The organism is Pokkaliibacter sp. CJK22405 (assembly GCF_046614695.1).
In the GTDB taxonomy this organism is placed as follows: Bacteria; Pseudomonadota; Gammaproteobacteria; order Pseudomonadales; family Balneatricaceae; genus Pokkaliibacter.
The window spans coordinates 13,884-33,175 of the sequence record NZ_JBKKHQ010000028.1; the positions used below are offsets into that span (position 1 = coordinate 13,884).

Below are 19,292 nucleotides of genomic sequence, written 5' to 3' on the forward strand. Positions count from 1 at the left end.
GAGCAGCGCCTGCCGCTACAGGGGTCAGCGATCAGGTGATCGCCCCCACCGGCCAGGGCACAAACTCGTTATTGCCATACCCCAGCGCTTCACTGGCGGTTTCCTCACCCGAGGCCACGGCAATAATCTTCTCAAAAATTTCCTCACCGACTTCTTCAATGGTGCGACGGCCATCGGCGATGGTGCCGCAGTTAATATCCATATCCTCGGCGATACGCTCATACATGGCGGAGTTGGTCGCCAGTTTGAGGCAAGGCGCGGGTTTGAAGCCGGAAACGGAACCACGTCCTGTGGTGAAACATACCACATTCGATCCGGTGGCAATTTGCCCCGTCACCGAGATGGGATCATAGCCGGGGCTGTCCATAAAGTTAAAGCCGGGCACGGTACGAGGCTCGGCGTACTCCAGAACATCGTTGAGGCTGGAGCTACCTGCCTTGGCCACCGCGCCGAGGGATTTTTCCAGAATGGTCGTCAGGCCACCGGCCTTGTTACCGGGGGACGGGTTATTGTTCAGCTCGGCATGGTTGATCCGGGTGTAATGTTTCCACCAGTCGATTCGCGCCAGTAGCTTCTCCGCAACGGGCTTGCTGATGGCGCGGTCGAGCAGCAAATGCTCAGCGCCGTAGATTTCCGGCGTTTCCGCCAGCACGACACTGCCACCGTGTTTGACGATCAAATCCGCCGCATAGCCCAGCGCCGGGTTAGCGGTAATGCCGGAGTAGCCATCGGAGCCACCGCATTGCAGGGCGACACACAGCTCGCTGATCGGTACCGCCTGGCGGGGCGCCGCCCGAAATTCAGTCGCCATTTCCAGCAGTTTTTCCCGCGCCAGCTTGATACTGGCACGCGTGCCACCGGCATCCTGAATGTTGAAATAGTAAATATTGCGCTCGCCGCCGGCCTTCTCCTGACGGGCAATCATGTCCTTGACCTGATAGGTCTCACAGCCCAGACCAATCACCAGCACAAAGGCAAAATTCGGGTGCGCCGCATAACCGCGCATCACCCGATCGAGGAACTGATAGCCCTCGGCTTCGGTATTAATCGCGCAGCCGGAACCGTGGGTAATCGCCACCACGCCGTCATAGCCCATGGCTTTAAGCTCTTTGGATTCATCGAGTTGGCTCGCCACCGCCTTGGACACCGTTGCCGAGCAGTTCACCGTCGACAGAATGCCGATGAAGTTGCGCGTTCCCACTTTGCCGTTCGGGCGAACAAAGCCCTGGAAGGTTCGCTCATGAGCCATCACAGGTGTCGGTGCATGGGGCTCGAAATGCTCAACGGAGGAGGAACGCTCGTGCATGGCAACGTTATGCATATGCACATGGCTACCGGGGGCAATGGCCTGGGTCGCATAACCGATCACCTGCCCGTACTTGAGAATATTCTCCCCTTCAGCGATGGCCTGAATCGCAATTTTATGACCGGGCGGAATGGTCTGCAGGGTGGTGATATTGCCAATGCCTATCGCGCCCCCTTCGGGGATGCCATCGATGGCAACGGCGACATTGTCTCGCTCACTGAGCCGTCTGACGGTACTTGAAGACGTAATGAGTTCCATGGGATTCCTCGGCGTTTTATTTATTTTCTGAGTGCTCACACCTCACTTCCGAAAGGTCATTCCGGACAGTGCTGACTGCCATACTCACACAAATGTCTATTGCAGACAATGTTCAATTACTGTAGTTTTGAAAATATGAAATCTTTGAAAGATTCATAAGTAGTTGAAAAATAAATATAAAAGGCGAAAACAATGAATAAGAACGCAAAGAGACTCCTTGCCAATCTCTCCTCCTGCCTGTTCGTCGGAACCCTGTTAGCGGGCGCTGTCCAGGCCCACGCCACCACCCTGCGACTGGCCCATACCTTCAACCCCGGTGAAGCCAGTTATGAAGTGCTGGCCAAGCTGAGCAAGACGGTCGCGGAGAAGAGTGATGGTGATCTGAAAATTCAGGTCTTCCCCAGTGAGCAGTTGGGAAGCGAAGTGCAGTTGCTGCAACAGGCCAAGAACGGCTCGGTCGATATCGTCGTCCCCGGCTATTCCGGTGCCAGCACCCTGCTGCCTGGCCTTGAAATCTCCAACGCCCCTTTCATGTTCAAGGACTGGAAGGAAGCCAAGTACGTTATCGAAAGCGATGCCTATCAACCGATGTTTGATCAGCTGGAGAAGCAGGACAACCTGATTCCCCTGTCAAAAACCTGGTACTGGGGCTGGCGTAACTTCACCTTCAAAGGTCACGACGTGCATAGCGTTGCAGACATGAAAGGCCTGAAGGTGCGTGTGCCGGAATCCCCCATCTGGGTTGAGATGATCAAATCCTTCGGCGCATCTCCTGCACCGATTCCCTTCAGCGAAGTCTATCTGGCGCTGCAACAGGGCACCGTCGACGGACAGGAAAACCCCACCCCGACCATCTACTCCCGCAAGTTCTATGAAGTTCAGGACGAGCTGGTTGTCAGCCACCACATGCTGCAAAGCCAGGTGGTACTGATGAACGCCCAGCGCTGGAAATCCCTCACCGACAAGGAACGGGACATTCTGACCCAGGCCTTCAAGGACGCGGCAGAAGAGAACTATCAGCTGCAAACCTCCCGCGAAGACAAGATGCTCGATGAGCTGAAACAGGGCGGCAAGATCAAAGTAGTCACCGATATCGACCGTGATTCCTTTGAGAAAGCCGCCGCAAGCGCGCGTGAGAAGCTGATCGACCGCTGGGGTTCTGATAACTACCAACGTGTCATGCAGAAAATCGAAGCCTACCGCCAGCAGTAATCGACGGTTCTGGTAACAGGCTTCTGCCCGACGGTGGAAGCCTGACGGAGAGATCGCATGAAAAGTATCCTGTTGTCCTGCAACCGTCGGATTCTGCAGACAGAGAAAGCCCTGCTGGGCCTGTGTCTGACGCTGATGGTCGCCCTGCTCGCCGCAGGGGTGTTCTTCCGCTACGTGCTCAATGACCCGCTGGTCTGGAGCGAAAGCATCGCCAAGCTGTTAATCGTCTGGATGACCTTTATCGGCACCAGCGTCTGCTTTGCCGAAAATAACGCCATTCGCGTTGATTCTCTGGTGGAGTGCTTCAGCCCCAAAGCCAAGCGCGCGGTGCGCACCCTGATTGACCTCATCACCCTGGGCACCATCGCCTATATGGCATGGCTCGGCTTTATTTACTTCAGCACCACCCTGACCTCGACCTCACCGATCCTCGGCATTTCCATTGGCGTGTTCTCCCTCGGCATGCCGCTGATGTTCGTGTTCTCGTGCCTGCACATCATCACCAACCTGATCGCGCCGCTCTCGGCAGAGTTCAGTGCCGCGCAGGATCTGGAGGTAAAAGCATGCTAGCCACCATCGTCGTCCTTCTGCTGATTGCGATTCTGCTGGGTGTGCCGGTGGCAGTTGCCATGCTGGGCGCCTCCGTCATGGCGATTATCTCCCTCGATATTCCCATGAATGTGCTGGCCCAGCGCGTCTCCTCCGGGGTTGAATCCTTCCCGCTGCTGGCGATTCCTCTCTTCATGCTGGCCGGTGCCATCATGAACAAAAGCGGTATCAGCGAGCGCCTGTTCGATTTCTGCCGCTCACTGGTCGGCCATGTTCGCGGTGGCCTGGCCCATGTGAATGTGCTCTCCAGCGTGCTGATGGCCGGTATTTCCGGCTCGTCACTGGCCGACTGCGCCGCCACCACCCGGGTGATGGTGCCGCAAATGGAACGTCACGGTTATGACCGCGGTTTCTCTGTGGCTCTGACCGCCTCCTCCGCTACGCTTTCGCCGATTATTCCGCCGTCGATCCTGATGATCGTCTACGGCTGGCAGGCCAACATCTCCATTGGAGACCTGTTCCTCGCGGGCATTCTGCCTGGGCTGCTGATTGCCGCCGTGATTACCTCCCTGATCGTCTGGATCAGCATTCGCAAACAGTATCCGAAGGATGAGGCCTTCTCCCGTCACCGGGCGATGCGTACCTTCCGCCAATCCCTTTGGGCGCTGCTGATGCCACTGTTGATCATCGTCGGCTTTCGTCTGGGGGTTTTTACCGTCACCGAGATTGCTGCCATCGCCGTGGTCTACTCCTTCTTTGTCGGTAAATTCGTTTACCGCACCCTGAGCTGGAAAGACCTTGTCGAGCTGCTGCCGCAGACCGGCCGCGAGGCTGCCAGCATCCTCTTTATTATTGCCGCCTCGGCACCGCTGGCGTGGTCCTTCAGCATTCTGCAGGCGCCGCAGGAAATGGTGACCTTCGTTACCGGCCTGACGAACAGCCCCTGGGTCACCCTGCTGCTATTAAATGTCGCGCTGCTGGTCATCGGCATGTTTATGGAAACCATCGCCGTCATCATCGTACTGGTGCCGATTCTGGTGCCCCTGCTGCAGGCGATGGATATCAGTCTGGTGCACTTCGGCATCATCATGCTGGTGAACCTGCTGATCGGGCAGATTACGCCACCTCTTGGCGTGCTGATGTTCGTCAGCTGCGATATCGCCAAGCTCAAGACCGTCGCCTTTATTCGCTCGGCGGTGCCTTTCTTCTTTGCTCTTCTCGCGGCGCTGGTGGTCATCACCTATGTGCCCTGGTTCTCACTCGCACTGGTTGGATAACACATGAGTCACTTAAACCTTGTTCAGATCAACACACCCGCGGGCGAGCGTGCAGCGCTGGTTCGTGACAACACCCTGCACGTCCTGAGCCTTGGCATGTATGACCTGGCGCTCAAGGCGGCGAATCAGGAAGTTTCCATCGCCTCCCTGCTGGACAGCCACTACACCGGCGAGACGCTGGATTATGACCAGACCATCGCCGCCGGTTTAATCCGCCCGCCGATCACCCAGCCCAACGCCCAGAACACCATTCTGAGCGGCACGGGTCTGACGCATCTGGGCAGCGCGGCGCCACGCAACAAAATGCATGCAGCCAATAAACAGGACGCCGCCCCGAAAACCGACACGGCCGCCGCACCTGTCACCAAAACCGATACCCAGCGTATGTTCGAGCTGGGCATGGAAGGCGGCAAAGGCACCCTCAGCAATCCGGGTGTCGCGCCCGAGTGGTTCTATAAAGGCACAGGCGATTGCGTCAGCGCTCCTTTCGCGCCCCTGACCATGCCCGAGTTTTCACTGGATGCCGGTGAAGAAGCGGAGCTGGCGGGTATCTACGTCATCAGCGATGCGGGCAAGGTGTTCCGTGTTGGCTATGCGCTGGCGAATGAATTCTCTGACCACGTGACTGAAAAGCAGAACTATCTCTACCTTGCCCATTCCAAACTGCGTAACTGCAGCTTCGGGCCGGAAATTCTGGTGGGCGAGCTGCCTGAGGAAGTCACCGGCGAAGTGCGTCTGAGCCGTGGCGATACCGTACTGTGGGAACACGATTTCCGCAGTGGCGAGAAGCACATGTGCCACAGCATTGAGAACCTCGAGTACCACCACTTCAAGTACGACCATTTCCGCAAACCCGGCCAGCTGCACGTGCATTTCTTCGGTGCCGCTGTGCTGAGCTTCTCTGAGGGCATCCGCATGCAGGCGGGCGATGAAATCAGCATCAGCTGTAATTTCATGAGCCGTCCGCTGGTGAATCAGGTCGGTATCACCGCGCTGTCGCCCCTTTCCATCCAGAGCCTTTAAGCCATCACCCGCCTTTCAGGCCAAGCCAAGGAGACCCACGATGCTGAACGGAAAACTGTTAATTGGTCAGGAAGCCATCCGCGGCACTGAGCAGGACATTCACGCCGAAAACCCCGCCACCGGCGAAACCCTTTATCCGGCCTACCCCGGTGCCAGTCTGGCTCAGGTCAGGGAAGCCTGCGCACTGGCCCAACAAGCCTTCGACCCTTTCCGCGCCCTGTCTGATGAAAAGCGCGCGGTATTTCTGGAAACCTGCGCTGAGGAAATTCTCGCCATTGGCGATGAGCTGATCGAACGCGCCATGGCCGAAACCGGCCTGCCACGCGGCCGTCTGGAAGGTGAGCGTGGCCGCACCTGTGGCCAGCTTAAGTTGTTCGCCAGCGTGGTTCGCGCCGGTCATTATCTGGATGCCCGTGTGGACCCGGCCCTGCCTGAGCGTGCGCCCCTGCCCCGGGCAGATCTGCGTTTACGCAAAATTGGCCTTGGCCCCGTCGCTGTGTTCGGTGCCAGTAACTTCCCGCTGGCCTTCTCCGTCGCCGGTGGTGATACCGCCTCAGCCCTGGCCGCCGGTTGCCCGGTCATTGTCAAGGCTCACTCGGCGCACCCAGGCACCGCCGAACTGGTCGGTAAAGCCATGCAACGGGCGGTGGAACGCTGCGAACTGCCTGCCGGGGTTTTCTCCCTGCTGTACGGTTCCGGCCGCATTGTCGGAGCTGAGCTGGTGCAGAACCCGGCGATTCAGGCCGTCGGTTTTACCGGCTCCCGTAGCGGCGGCGAAGCCCTGATGAAACTGGCCAACGCCCGTCCGGTGCCGATTCCTGTGTATGCAGAAATGAGCGCCTGCAACCCGGTCTTCCTGATGCCCCACGCCCTTAAGCAGCGCGGCGAAGCGATCGCCAAAGGCTTTATTGCGTCCTTAAGCCTGGGTGCCGGTCAGTTCTGTACCAACCCCGGTCTGGTGGTCGCCACTCGCGGCGCTGAACTGGATGCCTTTCTGAAAGCCGCCGATCAGGCCATTCGTGATGTGGCTCCACAAACCATGCTGACGGCCGGTATTCATCAGGCCTACGAGCAAGGCGTCAGCCAGCTGCAACACCATAGCGCGGTAAAGGCTGTGGCCCAGGGCCATGCAGCGGATGGCGTCAACCAGTGTCAGGCGCACCTCTTTACCACCAGCGCGGCGGAGTTTCTGGCCGATGAAAGCCTGCAAGGGGAAGTGTTCGGCGCCTGCTCACTGGTCGTGGTCTGTGACAATAACGCCGAGTTCGCCCAGGTCGCCGAACATCTGGAAGGCCAGCTCACCGTCACCCTGCAACTGGATGCCGAAGACCACGCCGAAGTCGCGCAACTGCTGCCCATTCTGGAACGCAAAGCCGGCCGCCTGCTGTGCAACGGCTTCCCGACCGGCGTTGAAGTCTGTCATGCCATGGTTCACGGCGGCCCTTACCCTGCCACCTCCGACAGCCGCACCACCTCCGTCGGTTCCGCAGCGATCCAGCGCTTCCTGCGCCCGGTCTGCTATCAGGACTTCCCCGACGCCCTGCTGCCTGCAGCGCTCAAAGCCGGAAATCCGGATAACACACCGCGTTTGGAAGATGGCAAGTAAGGAAAGCTGGAAGTGAGATTCAGCAAGGGATTGCTGAGGGTTTAAAAGGAAGAGGTCACAAAAGGGATTTTGGAAAGATTGGCGAGGCCGTTGGCCTCGCTGGTTTTGACTCTCAAGAATCTTAGATCAAATGATCTATGGATCTAACGCAACTCCAAGATCATTTGCTAAAAACTCTAGAATGTCTCTTGAGAGTGGCCAGTCTTGCACAAGTCTTCTTCTTTTTTTGTGCAACATCCAATAAATAAATAGCACTACGCTTTGTTCATATATAGAGTTAAATCTATATCTTGTCTTTATAATATCTACTAACACAGAGTTCTTTGATAGAAAATCATTAATTTTATCTATTAAATCACCATCAATAAATCTCTTATAATCCTCCCATATTACGAGAGATGACTTCTGGAAGTTAGGACGCATCCCAGTATAGCTTTCATAGAGTCCATTAAGTCTATCGACTATTGAATACTCTTCTAAAGGACCATAATTAATTTTTTTAGTAGCTTCTAAGAAAAAACCATCTGTAGTTTCTATAAGAGCCATACTTTTTGCAACGGTACGATGAACTTCAGGCTCTATCTTTCTATTCGCTTTATATATAGCATCATGTGTTAGCTCTGCATGAGCATGCTGAAGAAGCGTCCTAATTTGTAACTCACATGGAATGTCCGTACTAATCAAAATATTATTATGTTCCACATCACTATTTGGACGAAGAATATAATGAACTGACTGATAAGTGAAAAGTAACGGATTGGCCTGCCGCTCTTCATTAAAATGTCGACATCTGTCTTTTCTCCAAACATCTACACCTTCAATTATGTCACATATAAGATCTACTTCATCTAATAATAGAACGACAAATCTTGCTCCTACTTTATCTTCTATATCTAGATATGGATCCGAATAATTTTTCTCTGTTCGATAGAAAGCCTTATCTATCAACGAATTATCATCTTTGAGTCTAAATTTAGGCGGAATTTTCAGAACCACATCAGGATCAAGCCCTTTTTGACGTAGTTTTTCGCATATAGTGGTTACTATATAGTCACCCCAAGCTGCATAAATGGGTTTCTCTGATACCCACCTCTCTCTAAATTCCTTTTCGTTCATGATTGTTCAGATATTTGATCTTTAATAATTACTTTCGTCCACCTTTGAACTTGACCATTGCTATCGGGCAGCCCATCAATACTGCTCATTTCAATAAGACTTTCAAAAGCTTCCGTAGACGCAGTTATCGTTACATTCTTTCTAAAGCTTACACGTCTTTTCTTAAGAAAAGACTCAATATGCTCAATATCCTTAGTAAAGGCAGATGTTGGAACACCTTGAGTCTGCATATAATCAGAAAAAAGATCTTGCGTATCAGTATCAAAATAGCGTTCAGCAAAATCACTACTGCTTATAGATCCGGTATTATCTAGCTTAAGATATATATTTAGAGCATTATAGAACTCGCTCTTATTCTCTTCTGGAACATCCATATTAGAAATAAACTTTTTCGCAGAGTCATAAAAATTCTTGGTTGTTCTAGCGCTTGTTTCTGGGTAGCAACATCCTAAAAACCCCGAATAAAAATATTGCGCAGCAGCTTTACCATCAGCTTTTCCAATCTGATAGTCAGATATGAAAACACTCCACTTCTCATTAAGATCTTCGAAGTTATCAGGAAATTCATCTCTTTCAAAAAACGCAGCTGTTTTATATAATCTTGATGTAGGAGTTAGAAGCAAGTCTTCAATAAACCTTAGACCAATTTTACCCTCAGCCGAATCAAATCTTTCATACCCACTATGGATCTCCGCTTTAATCAAACCTAAAAAACTTTTGTTTGAATTCCCATAACTTCCAGAAAAAACAACCAAAATACCACCCGGTATATTTTTCTTATTTTGAGCTTCAGCCAACTTAGTAGCAAAATCATATGAAGATACGGAAAAATCCTCATCATTCATACCAATAACTGTATTAACAAGATCAGGTACGTATCCGGCTGACTGCTGAAAAATTTGCATCGGAACCGCTTTTGAATCTTCACCTAATGCATCTAACAGACGACGCTTGAAAGCCTCCATCGCAGCATCATCAAAATTAGTATACTCTGAGCTCCTTGAAGGGATTACTATCTCACCATTAACATCTCGCGGATAGATTTGATGGATAATAATCCTATCAATCTGAATATTAATTAGCTGCATATCTCTCCCTGTGCAAAAAATCGAAAAAAAACAAAATATAGCTTCAATGAAAAACAAGTTACAACTATTTATATACAATATACCAATTTTTAAAAAGATTTTTTTTAAATTAGCCGTTTACATAGGTGCCCTCCACACTTACTTATAGGCATGAAAGATACGAATTTTATGTATACAGCAAAAAGGGCCTTAACGGCCCTTTTTTATTTATCCAACAACGTCAGTTTTTCAATAACGCCTTGTTTTACATCGATATTTCCAGCATGCGGCGGTAATCCTCGGCGCTGGCATCGCGCGGGTTGGTTTTATGGCTGTGGTCGGCCAATGCACCCTGAATAATACGGGGGAATAAATCCTCGGTGACACCCAGGGCGGCAAGGCCTTTGCCTAAACCCAGCCGCTCATTCATGGCTTTCAGGGCGGGAATCACCTCATCGCCGCCGGACAGGTTCATCGCCTGTGCCATGCGCGCGAGTTTGTCGCCTTCCACCATGGTCGGGGCGCTGGCATTAAATTCCACCACCGCTGGCATAAAGGCGGCATTCAGGGTGCCGTGGTGCAGTTTTGGATTAATACCGCCAAGGGAATGACTGAGGCTGTGCACACAACCCAACCCTTTCTGGAAGGCCAGCGCTCCCTGCATGGAAGCGGACATCATGTTAAAGCGGGCTTCGCGGTCGCCGGGGTTTTGCGTGGCGCGTTCAATATGCAGCCAGGCGCGACGCAAACCATCCAGCGCGATGCCTTCTGCCGGAGGGTTAAAGAGCGGTGACATGAAGGTTTCCATGCAATGGGCAATGGCATCCATGCCCGTCGCGGCGGTGAGTTGCGCTGGCAGTTTCATGGTGAGTTCCGGATCGCAGATCGCCACGCGGGGAATCAGATAAGGTGAAAGCACACCGACCTTGCGGCCATCCTCCAGAATCAGCACGGCGCCGCGCCCCACTTCACTGCCGGTGCCGGCGGTGGTGGGAATGGCGATCACCGGCGCGACCTTATCGGTAATCCGCGCCACGCCGCCTTCAATCACCGCGAAGGTTTTCAGCGGGCCTTCGTGGGTTGCCAGTACGGAAACGCCTTTGGCCAGGTCAATGGAGGAGCCGCCACCGACGGCAATCACCCCATCAAAACCGCCTTCCCGGTACTGGGCAGCGGCCTTTTGTACGGCGGCTTCGTTGGGGTTTGGCGGGGTGTCATCAAACACCTGGGCTTCATCGAAGCTTCGCAGGTGGCGGGTGACCTGCTCCAGTAATCCGGCGGCGCGGATGCCCTTGTCGGTGACAATCAGGGGTTTCTGAATCCCCAGGGCATCGCATTCGTCCTGTAACAGGGCGGTGCTTCCGAATTCAAATTGAATTCGGGTAAGGTAATTAATCAGACTCATATCAGCTCCTTGAATTTCTTATTACTAGTATGTGAGCGTGGTCGTAATTGAGCGCAAATGTGGGCATTCACGACAAAGGTCGTGTTTACAGAAAGCCCGGTCTTACCTTTATTCACTGAAGTGATATTGCGAGGGATAAGTCGGCTTTGCGGCTTTCAGCCTAGAACAGTCGATGATGGCCTGACCAATGAGTAGCCAGAATACAAATATAACTCCGGGCTATACCTATGATTCCTGCGATCCAAACCCTGTTCTCCCGCTTGCGTTTCAAGCAGCTGCAATTGCTGGTGGCGCTGGAGGATCACCGCTCGCTGGTGAAGGCCGCCGAGCACATTGCCATCAGCCAGCCGGGGGCGACCAAAGCCCTGCAGGAGGCGGAGTCCACCTTTGGGGCAAAGCTGTTTGAACGCACCCCGCGGGGGCTGGAGCCAACGGAGCTTGGGCATTGCGCCATTCGCTATGCGCGGCTGATTCAGACCGACCTCGCCCACATGCGCGATGAGATGGAAGGTGTACTGCAGGGCCACGGTGGGCGCATTACCATCGGCACCATTATGGGCGCGGTGCCACAGGTGAGTAGCATCATCACCCAGCTGCTGGCCGAAACCCCCTCGGTGTCGATCGAGATCGTCGAAGACACAAGCTTTCGGCTGCTTAACCTGATGGAACAGGGGCGGCTCGATCTGGCCATTTGTCGCGCCAGTGTCAGCCAGCGCCCGGACCTCTACAACGCCCTGACCATCAGTGATGAAGCCCTCGCCATCGTCGCCCATCAGGCCCATCCGCTGGCACAGCAAGAGCGCGTTTCCCTGCAGGATCTGGCGAAGAACAAGTGGGTGGTGTACTCGGCCAATATGCCGATGCGAATTACCCTTGAGCGGGAATTTCTGGATGCGGATATTCCCTTTCCACGCTATCTGATCGAGACCACCTCGGCCTTCGCCACCCTGTCACTCCTGCACACTGACCCGAGTTTTGTCGCGCTGCTTTCAGGAGAAGTCGCCCGTTTCTGCACCAGCTTCGGCATTATCCGCACCCTGCCGGTGTCACTGCATAACCGCAGCGAACCCTATCAACTGGTTACCCGCAAGGATGCCAACATCACCCCGATCACCCGCCGTTTTATGGCACTGCTTACCGAGGATTTGGGCCTCGCGCCCTGATGCCGCACAGGGGATTAACGCCCTAACACAGCCTCGCTTTTTTATGGGCTAAACGCTGGCGCAGAGACGTTTTTTTAGCGCCTGTTCGAGGCTTTTGCCTGGCCTTGTTTAGCCTTCCTCGCGGCAATGGGTGACGCTATTGCCAGCCCTTTTTGACGCTTTTCGACAGCTGCCAGACGGGGTTTTGACTGATCAAAAGGTTTTGCTGGATTTTATTTGCGCTCAAATGGGAAAAATCACCTTTTCACGCCACGAAAAAAGCACACAAAATCCATCAATATCAACCACTTAAAAAAGCAATAACTCCCTGTTATAGCTCAATCACCAAGTCTCATTAGACAACCCTTGAGGCCCTCCCTAGGGTTAATTGCATCATTCAGTTTTCAATAAATTTAATAACCGAAACGTGAATGAAATTACCGGTCTTGGGTTTCCCAAAACAAATGTCCGGAATCACTAAAAAATAATTCCAACAGGTGATACGCATGAATAAAAAAGCCGTCATTTCCCTTAAGTCTCTGTGTTTTTCTCTGCTGTGTATTTCGGGTATCGCCCATGCGGAATATCCCGACCGCCCTATTCAGTTAATCGTGCCCTGGGCTGCCGGTGGTGGCAGTGATTCCGCCGCACGTGGCATTGCCGCAGCGCTGGAAAAAGAACTCGGCACCACCATCAACGTGGTCAACCGCGCAGGCGGTGGCAGCGTGGTCGGCATGACCGCCATGTCCGTGGCCCGCCCCGATGGCTACACTCTGGGCTTTGCCACCGGCGAGATGAACATGCTGCACTGGCAGGGCTTGTCGAAAATCACCTACAAAGACTTCACCCCTATTGCCCTTACCAACTATGACTACGCCGGTGTGCAGATCGCCGGTGATGCGCCCTACGCCAACCTGAGCGAGCTGCTGGCCGCCATCAAGGAAAAACCCGCTGGCTCCTTCGGCGCTTCCGGGACAGGTCTTGGTGGTATCTGGCACGTGGCTTTTGCCGGCCTGCTGCTGGATCAGGGCATCGCGCCCGATAAAGTCCGCTGGATTCCAAGCCAGGGCGCAGCTCCGGCAATGGTCGAGCTGGCCGCAGGTAACCTTGAAATCGTGCCCTCCTCTGTGCCTGAAGCACGCTCCATGATTTCCGCAGGCAAAGCCAAAAGCCTTGCGATCATGGCGCCTGAGCGTAACCCCGCCTTCCCCGATATTCCGACCGTCAAAGAAGCCGTCGACAGCAGCTATACCCTGGGTGAATGGCGAGGCGTCGTTGGCCCCAAAGGCATGGACCCCGCGGTCGTGAAGAAGCTCGCCACCGCACTGGAAGCCGCCTACAAAAGCGACATGTATCAGGACTACATGAAGAAACAGGGCTTTGGCGTTGAATGGCGTGACCCGGAAGGCTTTAAAACCTTCCTGGAAGAGAACGATGCCTATATGGGCGACATCATCGGCAAAATCGGACTGAAAAAGTAACGACAACCTAACCAGATGCTCCTGCCTGTGCGGGAGCATCGCCGCTTCAATGAGGTGTTACTTATGAAGGATCTGCTACTCGGTCTGGTCTTCACGGCGCTCGGCATCACCACCATGGTCATGTCGCGGGACTTTCAACCCGTCAGCGGGCTTCAGTACGGCGCCAATCTCTTTCCCACCCTGATCGGTGCGGGCATGACCATCGGCGGCATTTTGCTCAGCATCAGCGCCAGCCGCCAGTGCTTTGCCAGCGCTGCCGGGCAGACCACGCTGGACCTGCCTTCCATCGCCGCCGTCGTGCCGGTGCTGATCGTGGTCGGCTACATCCTCTTTTCTGATGTGCTGGGCACCACCCTTTGTCTGGCGATTGGGATGTTGCTGCTCTTTCTCACCCGCGGGGTTCGCCCCCTGCCTGCCATCGGCATTTCCGTGGTGTCGGCGCTGGTGATCAGTTTTGCCTTTACTCGATTGCTCGCTGTGCCTCTGCCCAGCGGCCCACTGAATTTCTGAGGAGGCATCATGACTGACTTACTCGATGGCATTTTGCTGGTACTGAATTTCCAGACGCTACTGGTGATTCTGGTGGCCGCCCTCTTTGGGGTGTTCGTCGGCGCCATTCCGGGCTTATCCGCCACCATGGCCGTGGCCTTGTTAGTGCCGATCACCTTTTATATGGACCCCATCTCGTCCATCGCCGCGATTATCACCACCGCTGCCATGGCGATCTTCGCCGGTGACATTCCCGGTGCCTACCTCAACATTCCCGGCACCCCTGCCTCGGCGGCGTATGTCACCGATGCCAGCGCCCTTGGCCGTCTCGGACGGGTAAAAGAGTGCCTCGGCACCAACCTCATTTGCTCGGTGGTCGGCGGTCTGGTCGGTACGCTGGTGCTGGTACTTACCGCACCGAAACTGGCCGAGTTTGCGCTGAACTTCAGCTCCTATGAATATTTCTGGCTGGCGATTCTGGGCCTCAGCTGCGCGGTGTTTATCTCCGCAGGTTCGCCCCTCAAGGGCTTTTTATCCCTCACCCTTGGCCTGCTGCTCTCTACCGTTGGCCTCGACATGATTACAGGCACACCGCGTTTTACCTTTGATGTTCCCGACCTGATGGCAGGCATCAACTTTATTCCGGTGATGATCGGCTTCTTCGCGCTCAATGAGGTGATTTCACTTTATAGCCGTCGCCGTAAAGCCGCCGCCAGCGACTCAAACAGCAACGACTCGAATAACGGCGACGAGGACACGCCCAAGGAACTCGACGTTCCCCAGCAAGGTTCCGTCTTTGGTGAAGTGCCCGGCCATCTTCGCCGCTACTGGAAGAACATGATCCGTGGCAGCAGCATTGGCGTCATTATCGGCGCACTGCCCGGTGCCGGTGCCGATCTTGCTGCATGGATTGCCTATGCCGTCAGCAAGAAAACCTCGAAAAATCCTGAGGCTTACGGCCGGGGTCACATTGAAGGCATTGTCGATGCCAGCTCCGCCAATAACGCCGGTATCAGTGGCGCCTGGGTGCCTTCGCTGGTGTTCGGTATTCCGGGGGATTCCATCACCGCGATTGTAATCGGCGTGCTCTATATGAAGGGCATGAATCCGGGGCCAACGATTTTTCTGGATAACGCGGCCATGGCGTATGGCCTCTTCACGGCGTTCTTTGTAGCGAATCTGGTGCTGATTCCCATCGGCTATGCCGCGATCCGCTGCGCTCACGTCTTTGCGATTACCCCTGCACGTCTGCTGATGCCGATCATTCTGGCGTTCTGCATCGTCGGCTCTTTCGCCATCAATAACACCATGACCGATGTCTGGATCATGCTGGCCTGCGGCGTGATTGCCTTCTTCCTGAACTCTGCCAACTTCCCGCTGGCCCCGGCGATTCTGGGTCTGGTCCTTGGCAAGATTCTGGAAAACAACTTTATGACCTCGGTCATCCGCGCCAACGGCGACCTGACCGCCTTCTTTGAGCGCCCTATCAGCGCCGTGCTGGGCACCCTTGCCATTCTGGTGCTGTTCTTCCCGCTGATCACCCGTCTGTGGAAGTACCGCCATGCGCTCAAAAACCGACCCGCGCGCGACAAAGCCCCGCAGGATGCCTCCATGAAAAACGCCGCACTGAGCGGACATAACCGCCATGCCAACGACTAAGGACACGCTTATGAAACCGGTCAGCGCCAAAAAACTCTCTCAACTGGTTGAGCGCCTTTTCCTCAAGGAAGGCACCGAAGCGCATATTGCCAGCGCCGTGACGCAAACCCTGGTGGAAGGTGACCTGCTCGGCCACTTTACCCACGGCACCAAGCTTGCCTGCGGTTATCTTAAAGACATCCGCAGCGGCCATGCCCGCACCGAAGACGCGGCACTGGAAGTGATCCAGCAAAGCCCGGTGGCCACCCAGTACGATGCCCACTATCTGCTTGGCCCTTATGCGGTATTGCATGCCCTGCGCCAGTGCGCGGTATCGGCCAAAGCCTCCGGCATCGGTATCGCCAATATTCGCCGCAGCCATCACATTGCCTGTCTGGCGGCCTATCTTGAGGAATTCACCGAACAGGGCCTGATGCCGATTGTCTACACCTCGGACCCCGCGACAGCCTCCGTTGCGCCCTTCGGCGGCAAGGCTCGGCTGTACACGCCCAATCCGCTGGCGATAGGCATTCCCACTTCCGGCAAGCCGATTCTGATTGATATCAGCATGTCGGAAATCACCAACGGTCAGGTCAACAAAAGTCACAGCATGGGCGAGCGCCTGCCTCAGCCGTCCCTGCTGGATGATCAGGGCAACGCCAGTGATGACCCGTCCCTGTTCTTTAGCTCCGGCGCCAGCATTCTGCCATTGGGTGGTCTTGGCTTTGGTCACAAGGGCTTTGCCCTCGGCATCATGGTGGAAGCCCTGACTTCAGCCCTTGGCGGTTTTGGCCGCAAGGATTCTCCGGAAGGCTGGGGAGCCTCGGTCTGCGTGATGGTGATTGACCCTGCCCGCTTTGGTGGTATCGATGCCTTTAAAGCCGAGATGGATCACTTCGTCGCCGCCAGCCTGAACAGTGGCAAGCGCGTGCCCGGTCAGCCGGTTCGCCTGCCGGGGCATCGTGGACTGCAGCTGAAAAAGCAGGCGCTGTCCGATGGCATCTTCCTGCCTGCCGATGTGATTGCCTCACTGGAGCAGGCAGTCGCCGATGCCGGTGGCGTGCCGCTGGATATCTATCTCGATTAATCTCTGGAGAGCCCCTCAACCAAGGCGTTTTTCGCCTGCTGACCGGCCCTCAGCGCTGCCGCTGATGAAGGCCGGATCAGCACCTTGCCTTCGGTTCGGGCGACCTCCTGACAGGGTCTGCCCAACACCTCCCAGACCGAAGGCCTTGCCCGCCCTGAGTTCAACGCTCAGCGCGGGCTTTTTCTTGCGCTACATAAACGTTAGCCACAAAAAAGCCGGAAGGCTGTGCTTCCGGCTTGCTTATGATTCCGCCCTGAGACTGGCGTGCCTGATTACCTGAGTCTGGCGGTGGCCCGGGCGCAGATCAGATCCGTCAACGCGGCAAGACCAAACTGCCAGTGCGGTGCGCGGTCGCTGTAGGTGACGGTGTTGGCCAGTGCGCCAAACCTGTCCGAGCGGATTTCCACCTGATCCCCCAGCTTGTGGGTAAAACCGCCACCCGGTTGGTCGCGGTCCTCCGTCGGCGCAAACAGTGTCCCGAGGAACAGCAGAAAGCCATCAGGGTACTGATGGTTACCGTTCAGGGTCTGCTTCACCAGATTGGCAGGATCACGGCTGATCTGCGCCATGGAGCTTGCGCCTTCCAGCACATAGCCTTCAGGCCCGCTGACCTTCAGCGTCACCTCACACTGGCGCACATCATCCAGACTGAAATGAGTATCAAACAGGCGAATAAAGGGGCCGATAGCGCAGGAGGCGTTGTTGTCCTTGGCTTTGGACAGCAGCAGTGCACTGCGGCCTTCGAAGTCCCGCAGGTTCACATCATTACCGAGAGTCGCACCGAGAATATCGCCGCGGCTATTCACCGCCAGCACCACTTCCGGTTCAGGGTTATTCCATTCGGACGCCGGATGAATGCCGATGGAAACACCCGTTCCCACCGCCGCCAGCACCGGCGCTTTCGTGAAGACTTCCGCATCCGGCCCGATGCCGACTTCCAGATACTGCGACCACATGCCTTTCTGGATCAGCACCTGTTTCAGCGCCATCGCCTGCGGAGAACCGGGCTGCAGATTGCGAAGGTTATCGCCGATCACATCCGTGACCAGCTGGCGAATCTGTAGCGCCTTAGAGGCATCACCGCCCGCCTGCTCCTCAATCACCCGCTCCAGCATGCTCGCCGCAAAGGTGACACCGGCGGCCTTGATCACCTGCAGATCCGCCGGCGCCAACAGAAAAGGCTTGTCGGCATCCGGGTGATCCTGAGTGTTGGCCAGCAGTTCATCCACACTGCCGAGGCTGTCACCGTCGAGCTGCGTCACAAGTGCCGCCACCTTCGGCTGCTCCAGCAGATGCGCCAGTGTCGGGTAATGGGCGGAGAGATCCAGCACCTGATTACCGCGCACCACCACCGGCACCGGCCCGGCCAATGAGCCGGGTTTCCAGGCGCGGCCAACCAGCAGCGCGCGTTCTGCATCCAAAGGCAAGGCCGAAGCGGCGGTGAGTGTGGTGGAAGTCATGGGGTTAGCCTCTTGTCGTTATTGTAGGTCTCCCAAACTAGAAGGCAGGACCGATAAACTCCAATGACATATTTGGAATCCTCAATAACTACCAATTATCAATATTCCCGCACTGCACAAAGGCCTAGGCTAGGTGCGGCAGATTGACCCTGACTCAACTCTTTCCTCAACAGGAGCGCAGCATGACCTCATCACCCAACGCCGGTTCACGCGGGCAAAGCATGAGTGCATCCAGCTTCTGTAACTGGCTTAAGTACCGGCATCTGGTGCTGATCGATACGTTGGGCAAAACACGCAATATGCATCAGGCATCCCAGCAGATGAGCCTGAGCCAGCCCGCGCTTAGCAAGATGCTAAAGGAGATCGAGAACCTGCTGGGCTTTGAAGTGTTCGAGCGGCTGCCGCGCAGCATGATGCCAACACCATTGGGTGAGCGGGTACTGCGCTATGCGCAATCGGTACTGAATGATGCCGAGGGCTTTGTCGCTGAGATCAACAGTCTGAAGGACGGCGGCCACGGCCATTTGCGGGTCGGCGGTATCTTTGCCGCGACGTCGGTGATTCTGCCCCGCGCCCTGCTGGAAATTAAACGGCGCTGGCCACTGCTGGAGATTCAGGTGATCGAACAGACCAGCGTGCGCCTGCTGGAAATGCTGGAGGATAAAGAACTGGATCTGGCCATTGGCCGCTTTAACGAGCACAGCCAGCGCCATCACTTTGATTACACCCGCCTTGAGCCGGAAGCCTTTTGTCTGGCGGTGAACAGCCAACATCCCTTGCTGGCAACGCTGAATGACAGCGGCGCCATTGAGCATCTTGAGGAGTTACTGGCCTGGCCCTGGTTGCTGTATCCACAGGGCACGCCGATTCGGGAGCGCATGGAGCAAGCCTTTCTGGAAGCCAGACTGCCGATGCCGGGCAACACCATCGAAACCATTTCCATGCAGACCTTCCTCACCCTGATCATGACCTCACCGATCATCGGCATGCTGCCCGAGGCGATGGTCAGCGCCTACGTCGCCCGCGGGGAAATGACGATACTGCAAACGCCCCTGAACTTTACCCCGCAGGACTTCGGCATCCTTACCCATAAGGAGAAAAAACTCAGCTCCACCGCACAGGAGTTTCTGGGAATACTGCTGCATCAGGCTAAAGAGTCACACTGAGGCTTTCCTG

At 55.2% G+C, this 19,292-nt stretch carries 16 protein-coding genes; 11 read left to right on the forward strand and 5 right to left on the reverse strand.

Annotated elements, in window-relative coordinates; translation table 11 throughout:
* Positions 1–31: 31 nt before the first annotated feature.
* Positions 32–1,564 carry a UxaA family hydrolase gene (locus ACKC9G_RS17710; protein WP_411407887.1) on the reverse strand — a complete coding sequence of 511 codons (1,533 nt, stop codon included), beginning with the start codon at positions 1,562–1,564 and terminating at the stop codon, positions 32–34.
* A gap of 192 nt (positions 1,565–1,756) precedes the next feature.
* Here ACKC9G_RS17710 and ACKC9G_RS17715 point away from each other — a divergent pair, with 192 nt between their 5' ends.
* From ACKC9G_RS17715 to ACKC9G_RS17735, 5 genes are read left to right on the forward strand one after another with little or no spacing between them, the layout of a single operon-like run.
* A complete protein-coding gene (locus ACKC9G_RS17715; RefSeq protein WP_411407889.1) occupies positions 1,757–2,776 on the forward strand; it encodes a TRAP transporter substrate-binding protein in 1,020 nt (339 codons plus the stop codon).
* A gap of 57 nt (positions 2,777–2,833) precedes the next feature.
* Entirely contained in the window at positions 2,834–3,346 is a 513-nt protein-coding gene (locus ACKC9G_RS17720) for a TRAP transporter small permease (protein WP_411407891.1), read from the forward strand.
* The gene (locus ACKC9G_RS17725) at positions 3,340–4,602 is read left to right on the forward strand and encodes a TRAP transporter large permease (protein ID WP_411407893.1); all 1,263 of its coding nucleotides are present in this window, start codon (positions 3,340–3,342) and stop codon (positions 4,600–4,602) included. Before ACKC9G_RS17720 ends, ACKC9G_RS17725 begins: the two co-directional genes overlap by 7 nt.
* 3 nt (positions 4,603–4,605) lie before the next feature.
* Entirely contained in the window at positions 4,606–5,625 is a 1,020-nt protein-coding gene (gene araD1, locus ACKC9G_RS17730; protein WP_411407895.1) for an AraD1 family protein, read from the forward strand.
* Positions 5,626–5,665: 40 nt separating this feature from the next.
* The gene (locus tag ACKC9G_RS17735) at positions 5,666–7,231 is read left to right on the forward strand and encodes an aldehyde dehydrogenase (NADP(+)) (RefSeq protein ID WP_411407897.1); all 1,566 of its coding nucleotides are present in this window, start codon (positions 5,666–5,668) and stop codon (positions 7,229–7,231) included.
* Positions 7,232–7,366: 135 nt separating this feature from the next.
* Here the strand turns inward: ACKC9G_RS17735 and ACKC9G_RS17740 are convergent, their stop codons facing one another.
* From ACKC9G_RS17740 to ACKC9G_RS17750, 3 genes are all read right to left on the reverse strand, one after another.
* Positions 7,367–8,347, reverse strand: a complete 981-nt coding sequence (locus ACKC9G_RS17740; RefSeq protein ID WP_411407899.1) for a GTP pyrophosphokinase family protein — start codon at positions 8,345–8,347, stop codon at positions 7,367–7,369.
* Positions 8,344–9,435 carry a nucleoid-associated protein gene (locus ACKC9G_RS17745; protein ID WP_411407901.1) on the reverse strand — a complete coding sequence of 364 codons (1,092 nt, stop codon included), beginning with the start codon at positions 9,433–9,435 and terminating at the stop codon, positions 8,344–8,346. Before ACKC9G_RS17745 ends, ACKC9G_RS17740 begins: the two co-directional genes overlap by 4 nt.
* 244 nt (positions 9,436–9,679) lie before the next feature.
* Positions 9,680–10,819 (reverse strand): iron-containing alcohol dehydrogenase, encoded by a 1,140-nt coding sequence (locus tag ACKC9G_RS17750; RefSeq protein ID WP_411407903.1) that lies wholly within the window; start codon positions 10,817–10,819, stop codon positions 9,680–9,682.
* Between the two features lie 227 nt (positions 10,820–11,046).
* On the opposite strand from ACKC9G_RS17750, the gene ACKC9G_RS17755 reads away from it, so the two are divergent.
* The 5 genes from ACKC9G_RS17755 (at position 11,047) to ACKC9G_RS17775 (ending at position 16,656) form a co-directional block, all read left to right on the forward strand.
* Positions 11,047–11,982, forward strand: coding sequence for a LysR family transcriptional regulator (locus ACKC9G_RS17755; RefSeq protein WP_411407905.1), 936 nt, complete (start codon positions 11,047–11,049; stop codon positions 11,980–11,982).
* A gap of 485 nt (positions 11,983–12,467) precedes the next feature.
* The gene (locus tag ACKC9G_RS17760; protein ID WP_411407907.1) at positions 12,468–13,442 is read left to right on the forward strand and encodes a tripartite tricarboxylate transporter substrate binding protein; all 975 of its coding nucleotides are present in this window, start codon (positions 12,468–12,470) and stop codon (positions 13,440–13,442) included.
* Positions 13,443–13,505: 63 nt separating this feature from the next.
* Positions 13,506–13,952: a tripartite tricarboxylate transporter TctB family protein gene (locus ACKC9G_RS17765; protein WP_411407909.1), complete on the forward strand. Its 447-nt coding sequence runs from the start codon at positions 13,506–13,508 to the stop codon at positions 13,950–13,952.
* Between the two features lie 9 nt (positions 13,953–13,961).
* Positions 13,962–15,590: a tripartite tricarboxylate transporter permease gene (locus tag ACKC9G_RS17770; RefSeq protein ID WP_411407911.1), complete on the forward strand. Its 1,629-nt coding sequence runs from the start codon at positions 13,962–13,964 to the stop codon at positions 15,588–15,590.
* Between the two features lie 10 nt (positions 15,591–15,600).
* A complete protein-coding gene (locus tag ACKC9G_RS17775) occupies positions 15,601–16,656 on the forward strand; it encodes an Ldh family oxidoreductase (protein ID WP_411407913.1) in 1,056 nt (351 codons plus the stop codon).
* Between the two features lie 272 nt (positions 16,657–16,928).
* Here ACKC9G_RS17775 and ACKC9G_RS17780 read toward each other — a convergent pair whose 3' ends face one another.
* On the reverse strand, positions 16,929–18,116 hold the full coding sequence (locus tag ACKC9G_RS17780) for a fumarylacetoacetate hydrolase family protein (RefSeq protein ID WP_411407915.1): 1,188 nt from the start codon (positions 18,114–18,116) through the stop codon (positions 16,929–16,931).
* Positions 18,117–18,298: 182 nt separating this feature from the next.
* Between ACKC9G_RS17780 and ACKC9G_RS17785 the strand changes: the two genes are divergently transcribed.
* Positions 18,299–19,282 carry a LysR family transcriptional regulator gene (locus ACKC9G_RS17785; RefSeq protein ID WP_411407917.1) on the forward strand — a complete coding sequence of 328 codons (984 nt, stop codon included), beginning with the start codon at positions 18,299–18,301 and terminating at the stop codon, positions 19,280–19,282.
* The last annotated feature ends 10 nt before the right edge of the window (positions 19,283–19,292 follow it).